Here is a 19,969-nt window from a genome sequence, read left to right as displayed (position 1 = left end):
GGAAGTCATGAACGTTCAAGAAGCATTAAAGCGCCATTTCGGCCATGATACCTTTCGAACTGGTCAGGAAAACATCATAATTGACATACTAGCCGGCAATGATGCAATAGCCCTGCTTCCGACAGGAGGAGGGAAATCGCTGTGCTATCAGCTGCCTGCCTACATTCTGGAAGGAGCGGTTCTGATCGTTTCCCCGCTTCTTTCACTAATGGAGGATCAGATCCAGCAAATTCGCATGCGCGGAGAAAAAAGGGTTATTGGCTTAAATGGTGCTCTGTCCTATATGGAAAGGCAAAAAGCATTGCTTAACTTGCATCAATACAAATATATTTTTGCATCTCCGGAAATTCTGCAGTCAGAAGCCGTCGCGTCTGCACTTTGTAAAATTAACCTATCTTTATTTGTTGTTGATGAAGCACACTGCATTTCACAATGGGGCCATGATTTCAGAACTGATTACTCAAAGCTCGGTGAGTTAAGAGGAAAACTTGGCCAGGCACCGTGCATAGCGCTGACAGCAACTGCGACTCCAGAAGTACTTCAGGATATTGAAAGTTCTCTGCAGATGACGAATGTGAAAATGCATATTCAATCAGTTAATCGCAGCAATATAGCCATTATGATTGAGGAATGTCATTCACTTGAAGATAAAATGAAAAGAGTATCTGAGCTGGTTAAAAAGCTGAAAGGGCCTGGGATTATATACTGCTCAAGCAGAAAATGGACTGAAAACCTTGAGCAGTTTTTAAAAATAGAGGGCGTTCATGAAACAGCCTGCTATCATGCAGGGATGGAACAAGAGCAGAGAACCCTTATACAGCAGCAGTTTGTTTATGATCAATTAGAAGTAGTTTGCTGTACAAATGCATTTGGAATGGGTGTTAATAAAGGAAATGTCAGATATGTCATCCATTTTCATTTTCCGGCTCAAATGGAATCATACGTTCAGGAAATAGGGAGAGCTGGAAGAGACGGACTTCCAAGTGCAGCGATATCTCTTATTGGAAGCGGAGATATGGAAATACCATTGTCCCTGCTGGAATCGGAGTTTTCAACATATGAACAGCTTCATCAGACCCTTTATCTCCTCTCTGCAGGTACGGAAGCTGAAGAAGCATTTGAACGGACTGGTGTGAATGAAGTTCAGGGTAGGTTTATTATGCATCATTTAGAAAAGATTCCTTATCCTCTGCCTGGAAATGAACAACAATCGTTAAATCTAATATGGGCAAAAATTGAAGACAGGCGAAAGTTCAAAAAAAGAAAACTAAATGCCGTAATGAAATGGCTGCTTTCAAAAGAATGCAGGAGACAGGGCATACTCAAATACTTTGAGGAAAAGAATTTACAAACTCAGGAGATTTGCTGTGACAGGTGCGGACTTGATCTTTTGCGGTACGAAGAAAGGGAAGAGAAGCATACTCATTTGCAGCTCCTTGAGTGGAAGGCAGAATTAAAGGCTATATTTGGCCAGAACGAGTGATAAAATGGTTAAGCGTCAAAATGAACTTGTTAAAAGAATGACAGATGGACAGCTGCTTCAGCAGCTCTATTTTACTCAAATTTTACTACTTACAATTTCCATCTTTTTAAGTATGATGTTATTTAACAGGCTGTCTGATTTTAAGGCAATTTGGCGCCCTGAACTGACCGAAATGCTGCTGATTGGCGGATTGACTGCTGTTATTGTGCTGATAGGCGATTGGATCATTATGCGGACAATGCCAAAAGAATGGTATGATGATGGCGGCATCAATGAAAAAATGTTCAGGCACCGTTCTTTGCCGCACATTTTCTTGCTATGCCTATTAATCTCTTTTACAGAGGAGCTCTTATTTCGCGGTGTCATTCAGACTCATTTTGGCATTTGGACGGCAAGCTTCATCTTTGCCATTCTGCATTTTCGTTATTTAACAAAAGGGCTGCTGTTTATTATGGTGATGCTGATCAGTTTGCTGTTAGGGTTTGTGTATGACTGGACAGGAAATTTATTCGTGACAGTCTTTGCACACTTTTTAATTGATTTGGTGTTTGCCGTTCAAATTCGTTTGCAGTACATTAACGGAGGTGAAAAAAATGAGTAAAAAAGAAGAAGCAGTTTCGACACGTGCCTCAAGACAAAATAATATAGAAGAGTACAAATCAAGAACAGGAAGCTATCCATCCAGAAGTGAAATTCATAATAAGAAAGACAAAAAAAAATCAAAATATAAATATCCCGCTATTAGTTTACTGGCATTATTCTTTTTTCTGCTTCCGATTGTGTTTTACTACAGTATTTCTTATTTCGATGACCGCAGTAAAACCGTCAATGGAGAAAATATTTCCGACTATGAAGATGTTTTAATTAAATATGGTGATGATGAGGAAGAAGAAGAGCAGTCTTCTGACGAACAGTCCTTAGAAGAACCTGAAACAAAATCTGAAGAAGCTGAGCAAGCGTCTGTAAGCTCAGCTGAAACAACTGTCAAAACAGAGGAGGCACCTCTGCAAACTTCAGCAGAGCCTGAACCTGTAAAAACACAGCCAGAACCAAAACCAGAACCAAAACCAGAACCAAAGCCAGAACCAAAACCAGAACCAAAGCCAGAACCAAAGCCAGAACCAAAGCCAGAACCAAAAGAAGAGTTCAAAGTAATCGAACACACAGTGGGTCCTGAAGAAAATCTGTTCAGAATCTCTGTGAAGTATTACAGTGACCGCTCTGGCGAGGCTTTAATTAAGCAATGGAACAATCTGAGCGGAGACAGTGTGTATGAAGGTCAAGTACTTAAAATACCGCTCAAACAGTAAACGCATGAATGACAGCATGCGTTTTTTTTATGCTTGCTTTTCATATCAAGATGGACAACATCATATAATCTGGAATATGAAGAAAACCTTTCCCAGGAGATGTGATGCATGTGGAAAAACAAATACAGCTGCTGAGTGATTCTACCGATTTAGCGACCAAACAAATGCTTCAAAGCGTGCTGAATAAAAAAAGAAAATATGAGCGATTTAAAAAGAATTGTTTTAGATGGCAGATGTTTACACTTACAGGAGGGATGGCCTTTTTCCTCTACTTTTATCAATTCATTGTCGTTCCAAACGACAGCAATATTGGCTATATGCTCGGTGAATTAGTTGGAAGCGCATTTCACTTTTTCATCATATTAACCATTGGTGCAGGGTATGCAACAGCCCATTATTATAAGAAAAAAGAAGATAAGTACGAAAAGGAATATCATGGATTAAGAACGGAAATAATCCGCAAGAGCTCTGAACTGTGGCCGCAGCCTTATCACTGGAAAAAAAGAGGCGAGATTTATGACATGATGAAGAAGGATTTTGATATCAACCTTTATTTTGAAAGCAAGTAATTGTGTGAGCATGAAAGGATTTTAGTGAATAACAGCGAATGTATGCTAAAACGTTAATGGGGTGATGCGATGTTTGTTAAAAGTACAATGATTCCTAAAGCAAGAACAATTCATGCGTCCGCGGATGATTCACTGCTGATGGTGCTTGAAAAGCTGAAAAAACACAAGATAGATGGGATTCCAGTCTTAAAGGGGACGGCCTATATAGGGATGATTACACGCTATAACCTATACGAGCATTTTTTTCAGTCAAATGTTGAGAAAGAGGAGTTCTTAAAAAACAGAAAGGCTGAAGAAATAGCTGTCAATCGTGATGTGTTCCTTGAAGGTGATGAAATTTTCGAAAAGACACTGCTGAGATTAAAAGATTTTCCGCTTATTGCTGTAGTGGGAGAAGAAAAGGAATACTTGGGTATTGTCACGAGATATGACGTTCTTGAACAATTTCAGAGTGCATTTGGAATGAATAAAAAAGGGGTCAGAATTGCCTTCACCTCAGTTGAAACAGAGGGCAGGATCGCAAGGCTTACAGAGCTTGCAAAACAGTTTCATGAAGATATCATTTCCCTTGTTACGTTTGATGAAACCGAAAGCATGGTCAGAAGAATTGTGATGAAAATTGAAAAAAAGGACAATATCAAGCGGTTTATTGAAAGGATTGAAAAGTCAGGATTCAGAGTCCTCGATATCCATGAAGACGAATAAAGCTCCTTTCCCTACATATAAAAGTGTAGGGGAGGGATTTTTTTGTTTAAACATGCCGCGTATCTAATCATTGGGTACTTATCAGCCTATCTTGTATGTACATGGGTGCCTGTACAGCTTCCATTTCAGATGTCAGAATTTATCATGATGCTGATATTGAACCCGACAAAATCTTTTTTTTCGATGATCCTATTTACAATCGGGTTCATCTTGCACTCTATTCTAATAAAATCAGCATTCAGTCTAACGTATAAAATTTTAAGAAACGAAGGCAGTGTGCTCGAGGCGACGATTAGTTATTGTGTTTTTATTAATTTTTATCTATTATTTCAAATAGGATTTTGGCAAACTTTAGTTTTAGCAGCTTTTACAGTTTTATATGGGCTCGCAACGGCAAAGGTTCAAAGAACCTCTTTGAAAAAAGCACACCTGAGATTATAGTGTACATATCTAATGATAAATTATCACTGCTGCAAACAGCGGGATTATTCATTTGTTGTACAAAGTTTACACACGCTGTTTAATCCTATATACTTTGAATACAGTGATTTTTGTTATTGGAGGATTAGATATGTCTAATCATGAAGGCAAATACAACATTAAGGCAGTTTCCAAAATGCTTGGAATCCAACCAGGAACATTAAGAGCTTGGGAAAGACGCTATAATATGATTGCACCGGTTCGGAATGATTCAGGTCACCGTTTATATACAGAAGCACATATTAGGATTTTAAAGTGGCTGATCACTAAAGTAAATAAAGGCTTTACAATCAGCCAGGCAGTCAATTTGCTTGATAACAGCGACTTGTCTTCAGAAGAGCCAATAGCAGTTTCAGCAAGTTCTGACAGCCCCGACCATGCTCTGGATTTAACGGAAGAGCTGCTTATTGCCTTGCTTTCTTTTGATGAAAATCAAGCTCACGAACTATTAAATAAGGCTTTCAGTCTCTTTTCAATTGACAAGGTTCTCATTGATATATTAGGAACGCTTCTCGTGAAAATTGGAGACATGTGGGAAAATGGCAAAATTACTTCGGCACATGAGCATTTTGCCTCCTCATTTCTCCGCTCGAGAATCGGGATTATCCTTCACACCCTTCCTGTGAACGGACTGCTCCCGAAAGTAGTTTCCGTTTGCGGACCAGGGGAATGGCATGAGCTTGGACTTCTGATATTCACGCTGTATTTAAGAAGAAAAGGATTTGAAGTCATTTATCTTGGGACGAGCATTGCCGATGGGGACATTGATATTATCCTTGAGGAAGTAAATCCGAAGTTTTTATTTTACTCCTGTACCCTCCAGGAGAACGTTGTAAAAACGGTTGAAACGGTTGAGGGGCTGTCCCAAAAATACAGGAATTTAATTATTGGCCTTGGAGGCAGCGGATTTAATAAAACTCCGAGAGAGCACCTGAAAAATTATGAATCATTATTCGTCGGGGATACGAAAAACCAGTGGGACAATTGGCTTAAAGAACGCTTATCTGTGTAAAAGAGCCCTTCAAAATCTTTTGCTTGTCTTAATGGGTTAAGAGAGTGTAAACTTGTTAAAAATCAACGAACCATCCCATCTACATTTCATATGATAAGGAAAAGGGCGTTCTGACGGCAGGAGGGTAAGGGATGCGGCTAGAGCGATTGAACTATAACAAGATAAAAATATTCTTAACAATAGACGATCTAATGGACAGAGGACTTACGAAGGAAGACTTATGGAAAGATTCATTGAAAGTGCATCAGCTTTTTAGAGAAATGATGGATGAAGCAAGTGAAGAGCTTGGTTTCGAAGCAAGCGGGCCAATTGCTGTTGAAGTATACTCTCTTCAAGCTCAGGGCATGGTCATTATCGTGACCAAAAACCATGAGGAAGAAGAGATTGACGAAGATTATGCAGATGATTACATCGAGATGCAGGTGAAGCTTGATCAAAGCTATGATATTATTTTTGAATTCAATGAATTTGAAGACATTATCCAGTTATCAAATGCACTTTTCTCGCAAGGAATAAAAGAAGGAGCCGTATACTCCCATCAAAACAGATTTTACTTCATGCTAGATGAGCATCAGCCAATCGAAGTGGATTCCTTAGTCTCAATCATTGCTGAATATGGAAATCCTTCCATGATCTCGATTCATTATCTGCATGAATATGGAAAGTGCTTATTGCCTGATGGTGCAGTTGAAAAACTTCATCATTACTATTGGAGTAATACAAAATAGCCATGCTGCCCGCAGGATAGATGACTGCGGGTTTTGTTAATTGAATTTCAGATTTGCCCTGTACTTTGAACAAGCGCTTAAAATGGGTTGATGAGGATAAAAATTAAGTCCTCAAATGGTTAAAAATATTCTCTATTTTCTAACTTCAAACAGCGAATTTCATCCAATTTCATCCATTAGAACCACTTCATTGCAATCGCTTACAAAAATGGGTTTGTTTTTGCTTTATTTCTGCTTTTTCTACTTTGCAGAACACATTTGAAGGTGTATACTATGTCATGAAAGGTGGACATTTCCACACAATTGAAAAGACAGTAGGAGGTTTACTCGAATGGTAGCCGAAAAAAGCACCGATCATAAACGAGAAAAGCATGATGTGTTGAAATCAACACAAACGGTGATACATAAAGCCCTAGAGAAACTAGGATATCCTGAAGAAGTTTATGAATTATTAAAAGAACCGCTTAGAATGATGACGGTAAAAATACCTGTAAGGATGGATGACGGTTCAGTCAAAATTTTTACTGGCTACCGCGCCCAGCATAATGATGCAGTAGGACCTACTAAGGGCGGAATACGTTTCCATCCGGGTGTTACCGAAACTGAAGTTAAAGCGCTGTCAATATGGATGAGTTTAAAATGCGGTATTGTTGATCTGCCTTACGGCGGAGGAAAAGGCGGTATCATATGTGATCCTCGTGATATGTCATTCCGTGAATTAGAACGCCTGAGCCGCGGATACGTAAGAGCAATCAGTCAGATAGTAGGACCGACTAAAGATATTCCTGCTCCGGATGTATTCACGAATTCTCAAATTATGGCTTGGATGATGGATGAGTACAGCAGAATAGATGAATTTAATTCTCCTGGATTCATTACAGGAAAGCCTCTTGTGCTTGGAGGTTCACATGGACGTGAATCAGCAACTGCAAAGGGTGTAACAATTTGTATTTATGAAGCTGCCAAGAAAAAAGGGATTGAGCTTAAAGGCGCCCGTGTTGTTGTACAGGGATTTGGGAATGCAGGAAGCTATTTAGCAAAATTCATGCATGATGCTGGTGCGAAAATCATTGGTATCTCAGATGCTTATGGAGGTCTGCATGATCCTGAAGGCCTTGATATTGACTACTTGCTTGACCGCCGCGACAGCTTCGGAACGGTAACAAAATTATTTAATGATACGATTACAAATAAAGAACTGCTTGAGCTTGATTGTGATATTTTAGTACCTGCTGCGATTGAAAATCAAATCACAGAAGAGAATGCACACTTAATCCGCGCAAGCATCGTGGTAGAGGCCGCTAATGGTCCGACTACGCTTGAAGCAACCCAGATTCTGACTGACCGCGGCATTCTGCTTGTACCGGATGTACTGGCAAGTGCAGGTGGCGTAACAGTTTCTTATTTTGAATGGGTACAGAACAACCAGGGCTATTATTGGTCAGAAGAAGAAGTCAATGAAAAGCTTGAAAAAGTAATGATTAAATCATTCAATAATATTTATGAAGCAGCGCAAACACGCCGTGTAGATATGCGACTCGCAGCATACATGGTCGGGGTCCGCAAAATGGCAGAAGCATCCCGCTTCAGAGGCTGGATCTAAATCAAATATTTGCATGAATTCAAGAAATCTCCTATCATAACTGATAGGAGATTTTTTTCTTAGGACGATTTTAGTTTTATTCAGGAGTGAACGCTTTGAAGTCAGAGACTGTCATTATTATCGGCGGTGGTCCTTGCGGGCTAGCTGCAGCCATTGCTTTAAAAGAGAAAGGGATTAACCCTCTAATTATAGAAAAAGGAAACATCGTAAATTCCATTTATAACTACCCGACTCATCAGACGTTTTTCAGCACAAGTGAAAAACTTGAAATTGGCAAAATTCCTTTTATTACTGAAAACAGGAAGCCATTCCGTATTCAGGCGCTTGCTTATTACAGAGAAGTGGTGAAGAGGACTGGCTTAAGAATCAATGCTTTTGAGAAAGTAAATGAAGTTTTGAGAGAAAGATCAGGTTTTATTGTCAAGACGTCCAAAGCTGAGTACCGAACTGAATTTATCGTGGCCGCAACCGGCTATTACGATCATCCAAACTACATGCACATTGAAGGGGAAGACCTTCCAAAAGTCTTCCACTATTTTAAAGAAGGCCATCCTTATTTCGATAAAGATGTAGTTGTAGTAGGCGGAAAAAATTCAAGTGTGGATGCAGCGCTCGAGCTTGTTCATGCAGGCGCACGTGTTACTGTCGTTTACAGGGGAGGAACCTATTCCCCTAGTGTAAAACCATGGATCCTGCCGGAATTTGAGGCCCTTGTCAAAAACGGCACAATTAAAATGGAATTCAACTCCACTTTAAAGCGCATAACAGAAGAAGCTGTTACCTATGAAGTGAACTGCAAAGAAGAAAAAACGATAAAAAATGATTTTGTGTTTGCCATGACCGGATATCATCCGGACCATTCATTTTTAACCAAAATGGGTGTGGCCATTGACGAAGCTTCCGGCAGACCCGCTTTTTCCGAGAAGACAATGGAAACAAACGCAAAGGGCATCTACATTGCCGGCGTCATTGCGGCTGGAAACAACGCAAATGAAATCTTCATTGAAAACGGGCGCTTCCATGGCGGCCTTCTCGCTGAAGACATTGCAGAAAAATTAAACTAAAGAAGAAGTAAGGCATTAACTTTGTTGGTAATGCCTTCTGTCTTTGAAGAGAAAATTGTTTTTCTCAAGGCTTTTGGTAAGTAAACGATCAGGCCATTTGGTCTTTGGCTAAGTGAACAGCACTAGTAAAACGCCCGATTTTTGAACTGCACCCCTATTGTTAGACAGATTCTAACAGTGAGGGGTGCATTTTTTTATGGCTAAATTTACTGAAGATGATAAATTAGCAGCCATTCAACGTTATTTAAAAGGTGTGGAGGGTTATGCTTCGATTGCGTCGTCAATTGGCACATCTAGCAGTGTGGTAAAGAATTGGGTAAAGCAATACGAAATTCATGGTGTAGAAATGCTGTTTAAGAAATCCTATACAAGTTACTCGGCATAGTTTAAACTGGACGTACTTAATTATCAGAATAATTATGGGACGTCCCCTAATGAAACAGCTGTGATTTTTAACATAACTTCTCCTGCCATGATCCGAAAATGGAGAATACAGTTCGAAACACAAGGAATGGACGCCTTCAAGTCAAAGAAAAAGGGGCGTGCAACCATGAAGAAGGAACCGAAAAAATCAACTCACGTTGAAGGATCAGTCGAAGCACTACAAGCAGAATTAGAGCGTTTACGTATGGAGAATGCATACTTAAAAAAGTTGAATGCCTTAGTTCAAAACAAGGAAAATCTCAAAACAAGACAAAGCGCAAGTAGTATTTGAACTAAGGTCTGCTTTTCCACTAAAAGCATTACTCAGCCTCGCTGGCATCCCACGTAGTTAACTTTTTGGGGTCACTTCATTTATCTATCCTGGCGATTTTATATTTATTTGAGAATAAATCAAAAACAACTGTAAGCCTTATAAAAAAGTAGCAGGATTACTCAAAGGTTCTGGATACACATAGAGTGCAGTTAGTACCCTAAAACAGTCATATTTTTTGGGTAAGGTGAATCCATAAAACCGGTAACCCCCCTCTACTTCAAAACATCAAGACGTAAACAATAATAAAAAATGGATACAAATTGCTGTGCAATTTAGTACCCATTTTCATCTCTATATTCTGCAGTTTTTTCCCTCAAACGTTAATAAGCAGGAGTTCCCGCACGGAAGGGAGAGCGGCGACTTGCGGTTCCGCTTTTCTGTTTTAAAATGAAAAAATCTCCTGCAATTCTCCTGCATCCTGTGTTGTTTCAAGGGCGATCATCAGTTTTAATCTCGCTTTTTGGCCGTTTAGGCCGTTGCTGAAAATAATGCCGGCGTCTTTGAGTGTTTTTCCTCCACCTTCATAGGCATAGACGTCCTGTACGATTCCGTTGAAGCATCTGGATACGATCACAATTTTTACGCCTAAGCTCATTAACTTTTTTAAGGAAGTCATCATCTTGGGTGGAAGGTTGCCTTGTCCGAGAGCTTCAATGACCAATCCGTCGAGTTTTAATTCTTCAATGGCTTTTAATATTGTTTCGTCCATGCCTGCATATGCTTTTAAAAGCAGGACTTGTTTCGTTAGTGAGTTAACGGCAAGTGACGTTAGGCTGACAGGTTTATGATGAAAGGCAACGCCTCTTTTATTTACAATGCCAATTGGGCCGTATTGCGGACTTTGAAACGTCGCTACATTGCTTGTATGGGTTTTCGTAGCATTTTTTGCCGAGTGAACCTCATCGTTCATGACAACAAGCACCCCCATTTCTGCTGCTTCTTTGCTTGCAGCAACTTGAATGGAGGATACTAGATTGTATAAGCCGTCTGAACCAAGTTCATTGCTTGATCTCATAGCACCTGTAATGACGACGGGGATATTAACATTTAAGGTTAAGTCGAGGAAATAAGCCGTTTCCTCAAGAGTGTCTGTACCATGAGTGATCACGATCCCGTCAATTTTATCTTTTTGGCAGACTTTTTCAATTGTTTCTTTTAATTCAAGCATTTCTTTTGGGGTAATATGCGGCGAAGGCAGGTAAAATAATTCCTTTGCCGTAATTACGATATCATTGAATTTCAGTAAGTTTTGGAGCAGGGGATTTGACTCTCCCTGTTTGACTTCCCCTGTTGTTTCATCCTCACTCATAGAAATCGTTCCGCCTGTGTGAATGACAAATATATGTTTCATAAGTTCCTCCGAATATTTGAAATCTTTTTCTCTGTTTGGATCTGATTCATTTTCAATTCTATGATAACATGATACCATGAATAAATAGAAGATTTTAGAAGAAAGAAGGCCTGTGGATGATTGCAATTATATCTGCCGGCATAGCCCCTGGTTTAGCCATATTAAGCTATTTTTATTTAAAAGACCAGTATGATTCAGAGCCGTTCTATATGGTTTTCCGGTCATTTGTTTTTGGGGCATTGCTCGTTTTTCCTATTATGTTTATTCAATATGTTCTTGAAGCAGAAAATGTCATTGACTCAAGGCTGATGCTTGCTTTTATCTCCAGCGGGCTTCTGGAAGAGTTTTTTAAATGGTTTATTTTATTTGTTACAATATATCCGCATGTCCATTTTGATGAGCATTATGACGGCATCGTTTACGGAGTGGCATCTTCTCTTGGATTTGCCACCCTGGAAAATATTCTGTATTTGATCGGAAATGGCCTTGAATTCGCAATTGGAAGAGCGTTATTGCCCGTTTCAAGTCATGCACTGTTTGGTGTCATTATGGGGTATTATCTCGGGAAAGGAAAGTTTTCCCTTATTTCCGAAAAAAAGAAATGGATTTTACTGTCTTTCTTGCTGCCGGTTCTTTTGCACGGATTGTATGATTACATCCTGGTTTCACACGAACTTTGGCGGTTTTATATGGTGCCTTTTATGTTTTTCTTATGGTGGTTTGCTCTGCGCAAAGCAAAAAAAGCAAGAATGTTAAAGCATCCCGTTTAAGCAAAAAGCAATCCTTTTAAAGGGTTGCTTATTTTTTATGGAGAGAACTTCTTAATCAGGTTGTATAAAATGCCATTTACTACAAAAAATACGTTGTAAGGAAAACCATTAATCATGAGGAGGCAGCAGCATGCAGAAAAATCGTATCATTTGGATGACGGCAGGTGCACTAATTATTGCCCTCTTTTTTCAAATGACTATCTTAAATCAAAATGAAGCCCATGCGTTTTCGAATCAAGTCATTCAAAAAGGCGCTGTTGGCGATGATGTTGTGGAACTGCAGGCAAGATTGCAGTACAACGGATATTATAACGGTTCAATTGATGGAGTATATGGATGGAGCACTTATTGGGCGGTACGCAACTTTCAATATGAATTTGGACTAAAGGAAATAGACGGACTTGTTGGAGAGTCAACAAAACAAAAACTCACCCAGACTACAAAATATTATCGGGATTTTGTCCATAAACAGCTAAACTCTGGAAAGGACTTTACTCATTATGGCGGTGTTCCGTTAAGTAGACAGAGCGCGCCATCTAAAGAATTCAAGGCTAAAATGAGAGCTTCTTACGGCAAGAAAGGTGCAGGCAAGTCGCAAGCGGGGCAGGCAAAACAGACACAGCCAAAGCAGCAGGCACAGCAAAAGCAGCCAAAACAGAAGGCACAGCCGAAAGCTAAAGCACAGCCAAAAGCTAAAACAACCGCTGTAAATATGCCTGAGGGTTTTTCGCAAAATGATATTCAGCTCATGGCGAATGCTGTCTATGGTGAATCGCGCGGGGAACCATATATCGGTCAGGTTGCAGTCGCGGCCGTTATTTTAAACCGGGTGGACAGCCCAACATTCCCTGATACAGTATCTGGTGTTATTTTCGAGCCAAGAGCCTTTACAGCTGTAGCAGATGGGCAAATTTGGCTGACTCCGAATGAAACAGCTAAAAAAGCGGTCATGGATGCCATCAATGGCTGGGATCCAACAGAAAATGCGGTTTATTATTTTAATCCCAATACTGCAACAAGCGGCTGGATTTGGGGACGTCCTCAAATTAAACAGATAGGGAAGCACATATTCTGCAACTAAGAGGTGAATGTAATGATCAGAGGAATTTTGATTGCTGTTTTAACAATTGGAGTCGTTGGAACGGCTTATTGGGGCTACAAAGAGCATCAAGAGAAAAATGCAGTGTTGATTCATGCTGAGAATAACTATCAGCGTGCATTCCATGATTTGACATACCAAGTTGATCAGCTGCACGATAAGATTGGCGCCACTCTTGCTATGAATTCAAAAAAATCGCTGTCACCAGGACTAGTTGAAGTTTGGAGAATTACTTCAGAAGCTCATTCTGATGTTGGGCAGCTGCCGCTGACTCTGCTCCCTTTTAATAAAACAGAAGAGTTTTTAGCGAGTATATCTGATTTCAGCTACCGCACAGCCGTGCGCGACCTGGATAAAGAGCCTTTATCAGATCAGGAATATGCGAAATTAAAGGAGCTTTATACCAAATCTGAAGATATACAAAAAGAATTGCGCAATGTACAGCATATGGTTATCGATAATAATCTCAGATGGATGGATGTTGAGCTTGCTCTTGCTGCCGGCGATGTAAAAGATGATAACACCATTATTAATGGATTCAAAACTGTTGAGAAAAATGTCAATGCCTATTCAGAAACAGATTTTGATCCTTCCTTGACTTCAGTAAAAAAGAAGGAAGAAGGCTTTGACCATTTAAAAGGCCAAGTTATTACCGAAAAAGAAGTTCCGAAGATAGTAGAAAAGTTTGTTCCGGGCGCAACCGGAAACATGAAAGTAACGCCTAATGGAAAAGGTTCATCGCTTGAGTTTTACAGTGTTACTGTAAACGATCCGAAAAAGAAATCTGAGATCTATATCGATATTACAAAAAAAGGCGGCTATCCAATTTGGCTGCTTCAGAACAGAGAAGTAAAAGACCCTAAGATCAGTTTAAATGATGCCTCCAATAATGCAGCAAAATTTTTAAAAGATCAGGGGTTTGAGGATTTGATTTTATACGAAAGTGCTCAGTTTGAAAACATAGGCATTTTCTCATTTGTGTCAGTCTATAAAAATGTAAGGCTTTATCCTGATGCAATCAGAATGAAAGTGGCTCTTGATGATGGAAAAGTAATCGGCTATTCTGCAAGAGACTATCTGGCATCACACCGAAAACGTGAAATACCGCAGGCGAAAATAAGTACAGAAGAAGCAAGAAGCTTTGTCAATCCGAATTTAATGGTGCAGGAAGACAGACTGGCTATCATTACAAATGATCTTGGTGAAGAAGTTCTTACTTATGAGTTTTTAGGAACAATGGAAAATGATACTTACAGAATCTTTGTAAATGCCAATGATGGAACGGAAGAAAAAGTTGAAAAGCTTGACAACTCTGAGCCAATCTATCAGGAAATTTAGTAAGAAAAAAGTGTGAAAATGAAAAAGCCAATTTTTCAAAAAAAATGAATCTAACGAAAAGAACCTAAATAAAAAAAGGAAAAGATGAAATAGACTTTTCCTTTTTTTTATTCCATGATTTAATATTAGAGTAGAGAGAAATAGAGAGTGTGTGATCATGTGCTGAATATTGGGGATCGTTTATTTTTAGAAGCAGAAGATGATCAGTCTGTGAAATTAAAATGCCGAGTAGTCGATCTTTTGGACCGGGTATTATATACCGATTATCCATTTAATGAAAAGACAGGAAAACCATTTTTTTGCTGAACGGAACACATTTAGATGCCTCCTTCGTCGGAAATGATCAAAATGCCTATCATTTTCCTACAGAAGTCCTGGGCAGATACAAAGATAAAATACCGATGCTCGCCTTTAAAATGCCGGCAGCACATGAAATGAAAAGAATACAAAGAAGAGAGTACGTCAGGATTGAGACAGCTATTGATATTGCCCTGCATTCAGTAAATGGCATGTTTAAGCCGTTTGTGACGACAACGATGATTTAAGTGCCGGCGGTGCTGCAGTCAGCCTGCCGCCTCATATCTCGATCAATCAAAATGAAGAGGTCCATTCTCGGCTTTCTTTGCCTTTTCAAAAAGGAACAACAGAATATGCAAAAATCAAAGCGAAAATGATCAGGATCATAAAAAGCGGAATTTGACCAGCAGCTGCTTTTAAAGAAAAAGGGAGTTTAAGCCGAATAAGAAGATTCTAATTGCATCATACTAGATATAAAAAGTGGAGATGGATACAGGTATGATGCGATTTGAACGGATTGTGATCAAGATTGTGATCATTCAATTGATTCTTTTAATTTGTGCACAAGCTGCGCTGACGAATGCAAATCTGCAGCCCCACATCTCGCGTGTGGTACAATATGAAGGTGTGAATAAGCTGACAATCAGCGAATGGCTTGAAACCTTTAAACAGTCAACTATGCAGGATGAATAGACCTGCATTATTTTTATTTCTTATTTTTAACATGTGCAGCATGAAGATTCCTGAATACGTATCTAGGAAACTATCAAGGAGGACCTATGGAACGAAATTTATCTATTGCAATTGATGGACCTGCAGCAGCAGGCAAAAGCACAGTTGCAAAAATCTTAGCAGAAGACTATTCATATGTTTATATCGACACGGGAGCAATGTACAGAGCTCTTACTTATAAAGCGATTCAGGAGAATGCGGAGTTAGAAAACGAAGAACTATTGAAAGAAATCCTGTCTAATATAAAAATAGACCTAATTCCAAGCGAAAAAGGACAGCTTGTTTATGTAAATAGGGAAAATGTCACAGGAGTAATTCGGACGCATGAAGTCACAAATTCTGTTTCAATAGTAGCAAAGCATGCTTCTGTCAGAGAAGAAATGGTCAAAAGACAAAAAGAAATGGCAAGCGGCGGCAGAGTGGTCATGGACGGAAGAGATATCGGCACTCATGTTCTGCCTGATGCAGAAGTGAAGATATTCTTAAGAGCATCTGTACTTGAACGTGCGAAAAGACGTCATGATGAAAATCTATCAAAAGGCTTTGAATCAGATTTAGAGCAGCTGAAGCTTGATATTGCAAGAAGGGACAAATTGGATTCGGAACGAGTCATTGCTCCTCTTAAAAAAGCAGATGATGCTGTTGAAATTGATACAACGTCACTGTCTATTACAGGTGTTGTGGAAGAAATCAAAAAAATTGTCAAAGAGAGGCTTTGATGAAAATGAACTTTTATCAATTTGCCAGAGGTGTTGTAGCATCTGTGTTCTTTCCGCTTTACCGGATCGAGGTAAAAGGGAAAGAGCATTTTCCTAAAGAAGGCGCGATCCTTTTATGTTCGAATCATATTGATAATTTAGATCCTCCTACAGTTGGGATATCAGCTCCAAGGCAAGTGCATTTTATGGCGAAAGAAGAATTGTTTCAAGTCCCTGTCCTAGGGGGTATAGTCAGAAAAGTGGGATCCTTCCCTGTTAAAAGAGGCATGAGTGACCGAGAAGCTTTAAGAAATGGTTTAAATGTGCTGAAAGACGGAGGCGTTTTGGGGTTATTTCCGGAAGGCACCAGAAGCAAAGACGGGAAGCTTGGAAAAGGTCTTGCTGGAGCAGGTTTTTTTGCCCTCAGATCTAATGCTTTAGTAGTTCCCTGTGCGGTCATCGGCACTTATAAGCCTTTTCAAAAAGTAAAAGTTTTCTTCGGTGAACCTATCAATCTTGATCCTTTAAGAGAAAGAAAAGCAACGGCTGAAGAGGCAACTGAGCTGATTATGTCAAAAATTGCAGAACTTCTCGAAAAACATCGCTCTTAAGAGTCTTACTACTTGACAAAATGTAACATTTATTAGAAGTTAGTAAAAAGAGTATTTTCACTTTATTCTAAAAAGTGATTTCATACATATCCAACTAAGTCGTAGGTTGTGACCAAGGAGGTAATTGGAATGGTTGAAGACATGAATAATGTAGAAGTAAAAACACCGGAAGTTGGTGACATTCTGAAAGGGATCGTTACTAAGGTGGAAGACAAACAGGTAATTGTTGAAATTGACAACGTGAAACATATCGGTATTATTCCTATAAGTGAACTCTCCAGTCTGCACGTTGAAAAAGCTTCTGATGTTGTAAGTGAAAATGAAGAATTGCAGTTAAAAGTGACAAAAGTCGAGGATGAAGCATTAATCCTTTCTAAAAGAGCAATTGACGCAGATCTTGCCTGGGATCAGCTGCAGACTAAATTCGAATCAAAAGAAGTGTTTGATGCGGAAGTCAAGGATGTTGTTAAGGGAGGCCTCGTGGTTGACCTTGGTGTAAGAGGATTCATTCCTGCATCGTTAGTGGAGTCTCACTTTGTTGAAGATTTTTCTGACTATAAAGGAAAAACGCTGTCACTGATGGTTGTTGAGATTGACCGTGAGAAAAATCGTGTCATCTTATCCCACCGCGCTGTAGTTGAAAAAGAACACGGCGAAAAGAAACAGCAAAGATTAGATATGATTAAAGCAGGCGAAGTGCTTGAGGGAACGGTTCAGCGTCTGACTGATTTCGGGGCTTTTGTTGATATCGGCGGCATTGACGGGCTGGTTCACATTTCACAGCTGTCACATAATCACGTCGATAAACCGTCTGAAGTTGTAGAAGAAGGACAAAAAGTTCAAGTGAAAGTGTTATCGATTGACCGCGATAACGAAAGAATCTCACTATCTATTAAAGAAACCCTTCCTGGACCTTGGGAAACCATTGCTGATAAAGTAAAAGCCGGCGATGTTTTGGACGGCACAGTGAAACGTTTAGTTTCTTTCGGTGCATTTGTGGAAATTCTGCCTGGTGTAGAAGGTCTTGTTCACATTTCTCAAATCTCGAATAAGCACATCGGCACACCTCAAGAAGTGCTTTCAGAGAATGAAGAAGTAAAAGTGAAGGTATTGGATGTAAATGAAAACGAACAGCGAATTTCCCTGAGTATTAGAGAATTAGAAGGTCCATCTAAAGCCGATGAAGAGGATTACCGCAATTATCAGGCTAAAGAAGAGTCTTCAGGTTTTCAATTAGGCGAAATGATTGGCGATAAATTAAATAAATTGAAATAAACGGTGATGACTGTGAGCAGAGCTAAGCGTAAGATCGACCATATTCAACATGCATTAAAAACAGGGCAGCTGAGAGAAAACGGATTTGATGATGTCATGTTTCTGCACCAGAGCTTGCCTGATACTGCGGTTCATCACATTGATCTGCACGCTGAAATTGGCGAACTTGTTCTAAGTTCGCCAATTTTTATCAATGCAATGACAGGCGGAGGCGGAACAGAAACCGTCAAAATTAATGAAGCTTTGTCTTCCGCTGCTGCTGAGTGTAAAATACCGCTTGCTGTCGGCTCGCAAATGTCTGCTATCCGCGATGCTTCAGAAAGGCCTTCTTATGAAGTCGTACGGAAGGTTAATCAACAGGGCTTGCTTTTTGCAAACCTTGGAAGCGAAGCAACGCCGGATCAGGCAAAAATGGCCATTGATATGATAGAAGCAAATGCCATTCAAATTCATTTAAATGTTGTTCAGGAATTAGTTATGCCTGAAGGAGACAGGGATTTCAGCGGTGCTTTAAAAAGAATTTCTGCCATTGCAGAAGCGTCAGAGGTTCCGGTTATCGTAAAAGAAGTCGGATTCGGAATGAACCGTGAAGCGGCCGAAAAGCTGAGAGATGCCGGCGTGACAGCTATAGACGTCGGAGGCTTCGGCGGAACGAACTTTGCAAAAATTGAAAACGAAAGAAGAAGCAGACTGTTATCTTATTTCAATGACTGGGGAATTCCAACCGCTGTTTCAATTGCCGAGCTCAAATCGTCTGTTAAAGGCATCTCCATTCTCGGTTCCGGAGGCATACAGAACGCGATGGATATAGCAAAAGCAATTTCCCTCGGCGCATCCAGCGCAGGGATGGCAGGATTCTTTCTGAAAATATTAATTGAAGACGGATATGATGCTCTTGTTTCAGAAATTAAAACCGTTCAGGATGATTTGAGAATGATCATGACAGCACTCGGAGCCGTAAGCATCAGTCATCTTCAAAATGCACCTGTCATTATATCCGGTTTGACTCATCATAGATTAAATGAGCGAAACATTGATACAAAATTCTTCAGCAATCGAATTATAGAAAAATAAGAATCCGCATCCTATTATAGGGTGCGGATTTTGTTTTGAAAAAAAGACGCTTTTTTATTAGTCGCCTATTGGGTTTGTTTCGAGAAAAACGGACTACTCCGCTTTCCTATTTGTTTCGGGCTCTTGATTCTTCAGGGCTCTCTAAAGAAGTGGCTCCTTTGTAATTAAGTGATTGATCTCGGTCAGATTCAACTCTTTTGCTTGCTTTCAGCTTTTTTTCCTGACGGTCACGTCCCATTATATCCCTCCTTTTATTCCTTTAGTATGACTCAAGCATCCATTCTCCATGAATTCAATTTTGAGATAGAGCATGATATCATCCATGAAAAAATTCTCGATATAAACAGCCCTTTTCAATCAATAAGTGGATTAAAGATCAAAGAATCAACCCATAATGGTAAGAATAGGAGTGAGAATGGTGGAAAATGTCTTTTATTATTGGATTTTGTGGGGAGCTTGGATTGTCGCTGCTTTTTTCCTGCAAAAATCCATAAGGCGAACAATGATATCAGCGGTTATTTTAGTGTGCATAGCATCTGGAGAAATGTTTATAGAGGTTTCTTCTTTTTCGGTTAGAATTTCTTTTATCCTGGTTTTGTGCATCGGGTATTATTTGGCTTCGGGATGCAAGCGGAAGGTTTATCACTTTTTTTCTGTGATGACGTTAACTAGTGCCTATGCAGGCATACATTTATTCGAAATTTTTGATCCAGTATGGTTTATAGTCGATCGTTACTTTGTCATTATTGGTGTTATCAGTATATTGACGATTTATCTGGGGAAAAGTATGCCCGAACGTATAGGGCTGCTTGTCCTCTCCATGAGCCAAGGGGAGTTATTGTTCTGGGTGATCCTGAGCAAATTTCATAATGGATTAACAATCGGAACAGCTGATTACTTGAATATGGCTGCGATTGGATATTTCATCGTATGTGCGTGGACTTATTTAGAACAAATTATGGCGTCATTTAATCAGCAGGCTCAAAAATCAGCAAGGGGGAAACAGGTTTAAT

Annotated in this window: 25 protein-coding genes; 23 read left to right on the top strand and 2 right to left on the bottom strand. The window is 39.7% G+C overall.

Annotation, left to right across the window (positions count from 1 at the left end; translation table 11 throughout):
* Positions 1–7 precede the first annotated feature (7 nt).
* The 12 genes from LIT25_17395 to LIT25_17340 all read left to right on the top strand — a co-directional run bounded on the left by LIT25_17395 (position 8) and on the right by LIT25_17340 (position 9,669).
* A complete protein-coding gene (locus tag LIT25_17395) occupies positions 8–1,483 on the top strand; it encodes an ATP-dependent DNA helicase (GenBank protein USK32365.1) in 1,476 nt (491 codons plus the stop codon).
* Between the two features lie 4 nt (positions 1,484–1,487).
* Positions 1,488–2,084, top strand: a complete 597-nt coding sequence (locus tag LIT25_17390; protein USK32364.1) for a CPBP family intramembrane metalloprotease — start codon at positions 1,488–1,490, stop codon at positions 2,082–2,084.
* Positions 2,077–2,793 carry a LysM peptidoglycan-binding domain-containing protein gene (locus tag LIT25_17385; GenBank protein ID USK32363.1) on the top strand — a complete coding sequence of 239 codons (717 nt, stop codon included), beginning with the start codon at positions 2,077–2,079 and terminating at the stop codon, positions 2,791–2,793. The genes LIT25_17390 and LIT25_17385 overlap by 8 nt, the downstream gene beginning before the upstream one ends.
* A 110-nt stretch (positions 2,794–2,903) precedes the next feature.
* A complete protein-coding gene (locus LIT25_17380; GenBank protein USK32362.1) occupies positions 2,904–3,362 on the top strand; it encodes a YpbF family protein in 459 nt (152 codons plus the stop codon).
* Positions 3,363–3,431: 69 nt separating this feature from the next.
* Positions 3,432–4,067 carry a CBS domain-containing protein gene (locus LIT25_17375; protein USK32361.1) on the top strand — a complete coding sequence of 212 codons (636 nt, stop codon included), beginning with the start codon at positions 3,432–3,434 and terminating at the stop codon, positions 4,065–4,067.
* Positions 4,068–4,109: 42 nt separating this feature from the next.
* On the top strand, positions 4,110–4,508 hold the full coding sequence (locus LIT25_17370) for a hypothetical protein (protein ID USK32360.1): 399 nt from the start codon (positions 4,110–4,112) through the stop codon (positions 4,506–4,508).
* Between the two features lie 130 nt (positions 4,509–4,638).
* On the top strand, positions 4,639–5,559 hold the full coding sequence (locus LIT25_17365; protein USK32359.1) for a MerR family transcriptional regulator: 921 nt from the start codon (positions 4,639–4,641) through the stop codon (positions 5,557–5,559).
* Positions 5,560–5,690: 131 nt separating this feature from the next.
* The gene (locus LIT25_17360) at positions 5,691–6,287 is read left to right on the top strand and encodes a genetic competence negative regulator (GenBank protein ID USK32358.1); all 597 of its coding nucleotides are present in this window, start codon (positions 5,691–5,693) and stop codon (positions 6,285–6,287) included.
* A 331-nt stretch (positions 6,288–6,618) separates the two neighbouring features.
* Positions 6,619–7,890, top strand: a complete 1,272-nt coding sequence (locus tag LIT25_17355; protein ID USK32357.1) for a Glu/Leu/Phe/Val dehydrogenase — start codon at positions 6,619–6,621, stop codon at positions 7,888–7,890.
* 95 nt (positions 7,891–7,985) lie between these two features.
* Entirely contained in the window at positions 7,986–8,954 is a 969-nt protein-coding gene (locus LIT25_17350; protein USK32356.1) for a YpdA family putative bacillithiol disulfide reductase, read from the top strand.
* 196 nt (positions 8,955–9,150) lie between these two features.
* The gene (locus LIT25_17345) at positions 9,151–9,339 is read left to right on the top strand and encodes a helix-turn-helix domain containing protein (GenBank protein ID USK32355.1); all 189 of its coding nucleotides are present in this window, start codon (positions 9,151–9,153) and stop codon (positions 9,337–9,339) included.
* 165 nt (positions 9,340–9,504) lie between these two features.
* The gene (locus LIT25_17340) at positions 9,505–9,669 is read left to right on the top strand and encodes a transposase (GenBank protein USK32354.1); all 165 of its coding nucleotides are present in this window, start codon (positions 9,505–9,507) and stop codon (positions 9,667–9,669) included.
* 424 nt (positions 9,670–10,093) lie between these two features.
* On the opposite strand, the gene LIT25_17335 is transcribed toward LIT25_17340, so the two are convergent.
* Positions 10,094–11,062: an asparaginase gene (locus LIT25_17335; protein USK32353.1), complete on the bottom strand. Its 969-nt coding sequence runs from the start codon at positions 11,060–11,062 to the stop codon at positions 10,094–10,096.
* A gap of 116 nt (positions 11,063–11,178) precedes the next feature.
* Between LIT25_17335 and prsW the strand changes: the two genes are divergently transcribed.
* The 10 genes from prsW to fni all read left to right on the top strand — a co-directional run bounded on the left by prsW (position 11,179) and on the right by fni (position 18,956).
* Positions 11,179–11,832, top strand: a complete 654-nt coding sequence (gene prsW, locus LIT25_17330) for an intramembrane metalloprotease PrsW (GenBank protein USK32352.1) — start codon at positions 11,179–11,181, stop codon at positions 11,830–11,832.
* 193 nt (positions 11,833–12,025) lie between these two features.
* The gene (gene sleB, locus LIT25_17325; protein ID USK36320.1) at positions 12,026–12,913 is read left to right on the top strand and encodes a spore cortex-lytic enzyme; all 888 of its coding nucleotides are present in this window, start codon (positions 12,026–12,028) and stop codon (positions 12,911–12,913) included.
* 12 nt (positions 12,914–12,925) lie between these two features.
* Positions 12,926–14,269, top strand: a complete 1,344-nt coding sequence (ypeB, locus tag LIT25_17320) for a germination protein YpeB (protein ID USK32351.1) — start codon at positions 12,926–12,928, stop codon at positions 14,267–14,269.
* Positions 14,270–14,416: 147 nt separating this feature from the next.
* Positions 14,417–14,575, top strand: coding sequence for a hypothetical protein (locus tag LIT25_17315; protein ID USK32350.1), 159 nt, complete (start codon positions 14,417–14,419; stop codon positions 14,573–14,575).
* A complete protein-coding gene (locus LIT25_17310; GenBank protein USK32349.1) occupies positions 14,569–14,814 on the top strand; it encodes a flagellar brake domain-containing protein in 246 nt (81 codons plus the stop codon). The genes LIT25_17315 and LIT25_17310 overlap by 7 nt, the downstream gene beginning before the upstream one ends.
* 250 nt (positions 14,815–15,064) lie before the next feature.
* Positions 15,065–15,259 carry a YpfB family protein gene (locus LIT25_17305; GenBank protein ID USK32348.1) on the top strand — a complete coding sequence of 65 codons (195 nt, stop codon included), beginning with the start codon at positions 15,065–15,067 and terminating at the stop codon, positions 15,257–15,259.
* A gap of 86 nt (positions 15,260–15,345) precedes the next feature.
* The gene (gene cmk, locus LIT25_17300; GenBank protein USK32347.1) at positions 15,346–16,017 is read left to right on the top strand and encodes a (d)CMP kinase; all 672 of its coding nucleotides are present in this window, start codon (positions 15,346–15,348) and stop codon (positions 16,015–16,017) included.
* Between the two features lie 5 nt (positions 16,018–16,022).
* Positions 16,023–16,607, top strand: coding sequence for a 1-acyl-sn-glycerol-3-phosphate acyltransferase (locus tag LIT25_17295; GenBank protein USK36319.1), 585 nt, complete (start codon positions 16,023–16,025; stop codon positions 16,605–16,607).
* 129 nt (positions 16,608–16,736) lie between these two features.
* A complete protein-coding gene (rpsA, locus tag LIT25_17290; GenBank protein USK32346.1) occupies positions 16,737–17,882 on the top strand; it encodes a 30S ribosomal protein S1 in 1,146 nt (381 codons plus the stop codon).
* A gap of 12 nt (positions 17,883–17,894) precedes the next feature.
* Complete coding sequence (gene fni, locus LIT25_17285) at positions 17,895–18,956, top strand: type 2 isopentenyl-diphosphate Delta-isomerase (protein ID USK32345.1); 1,062 nt, start codon at positions 17,895–17,897, stop codon at positions 18,954–18,956.
* Between the two features lie 106 nt (positions 18,957–19,062).
* Here fni and LIT25_17280 read toward each other — a convergent pair whose 3' ends face one another.
* Complete coding sequence (locus tag LIT25_17280) at positions 19,063–19,194, bottom strand: YpzI family protein (protein USK32344.1); 132 nt, start codon at positions 19,192–19,194, stop codon at positions 19,063–19,065.
* 180 nt (positions 19,195–19,374) lie between these two features.
* On the opposite strand from LIT25_17280, the gene LIT25_17275 reads away from it, so the two are divergent.
* Complete coding sequence (locus LIT25_17275; GenBank protein ID USK32343.1) at positions 19,375–19,968, top strand: hypothetical protein; 594 nt, start codon at positions 19,375–19,377, stop codon at positions 19,966–19,968.
* The last annotated feature ends 1 nt before the right edge of the window (position 19,969 follow it).

The organism is Bacillus sp. F19 (assembly GCA_023823795.1).
In the GTDB taxonomy this organism is placed as follows: domain Bacteria; phylum Bacillota; class Bacilli; order Bacillales; family Bacillaceae; genus Bacillus_P.
This window is presented reverse-complemented; position numbering and strand designations above follow the sequence as displayed.

Bases quoted from the DNA above. Each gene is read 5' to 3' on its own strand.
- LIT25_17395 (USK32365.1), top strand. From the start codon at position 8: ATGAACGTTCAAGAAGCATTAAAGCGCCATTTCGGCCATGATACCTTT.
- LIT25_17390 (USK32364.1), top strand. From the start codon at position 1,488: ATGGTTAAGCGTCAAAATGAACTTGTTAAAAGAATGACAGATGGACAG.
- LIT25_17385 (USK32363.1), top strand. From the start codon at position 2,077: ATGAGTAAAAAAGAAGAAGCAGTTTCGACACGTGCCTCAAGACAAAAT.
- LIT25_17375 (USK32361.1), top strand. From the start codon at position 3,432: ATGTTTGTTAAAAGTACAATGATTCCTAAAGCAAGAACAATTCATGCG.
- LIT25_17365 (USK32359.1), top strand. From the start codon at position 4,639: ATGTCTAATCATGAAGGCAAATACAACATTAAGGCAGTTTCCAAAATG.
- LIT25_17360 (USK32358.1), top strand. From the start codon at position 5,691: ATGCGGCTAGAGCGATTGAACTATAACAAGATAAAAATATTCTTAACA.
- LIT25_17355 (USK32357.1), top strand. From the start codon at position 6,619: ATGGTAGCCGAAAAAAGCACCGATCATAAACGAGAAAAGCATGATGTG.
- LIT25_17345 (USK32355.1), top strand. From the start codon at position 9,151: ATGGCTAAATTTACTGAAGATGATAAATTAGCAGCCATTCAACGTTAT.
- LIT25_17340 (USK32354.1), top strand. From the start codon at position 9,505: ATGAAGAAGGAACCGAAAAAATCAACTCACGTTGAAGGATCAGTCGAA.
- LIT25_17335 (USK32353.1), bottom strand. From the start codon at position 11,062: ATGAAACATATATTTGTCATTCACACAGGCGGAACGATTTCTATGAGT.
- prsW (USK32352.1), top strand. From the start codon at position 11,179: ATGATTGCAATTATATCTGCCGGCATAGCCCCTGGTTTAGCCATATTA.
- sleB (USK36320.1), top strand. From the start codon at position 12,026: ATGACTATCTTAAATCAAAATGAAGCCCATGCGTTTTCGAATCAAGTC.
- ypeB (USK32351.1), top strand. From the start codon at position 12,926: ATGATCAGAGGAATTTTGATTGCTGTTTTAACAATTGGAGTCGTTGGA.
- LIT25_17305 (USK32348.1), top strand. From the start codon at position 15,065: ATGATGCGATTTGAACGGATTGTGATCAAGATTGTGATCATTCAATTG.
- cmk (USK32347.1), top strand. From the start codon at position 15,346: ATGGAACGAAATTTATCTATTGCAATTGATGGACCTGCAGCAGCAGGC.
- LIT25_17295 (USK36319.1), top strand. From the start codon at position 16,023: ATGAACTTTTATCAATTTGCCAGAGGTGTTGTAGCATCTGTGTTCTTT.
- rpsA (USK32346.1), top strand. From the start codon at position 16,737: ATGGTTGAAGACATGAATAATGTAGAAGTAAAAACACCGGAAGTTGGT.
- LIT25_17280 (USK32344.1), bottom strand. From the start codon at position 19,194: ATGGGACGTGACCGTCAGGAAAAAAAGCTGAAAGCAAGCAAAAGAGTT.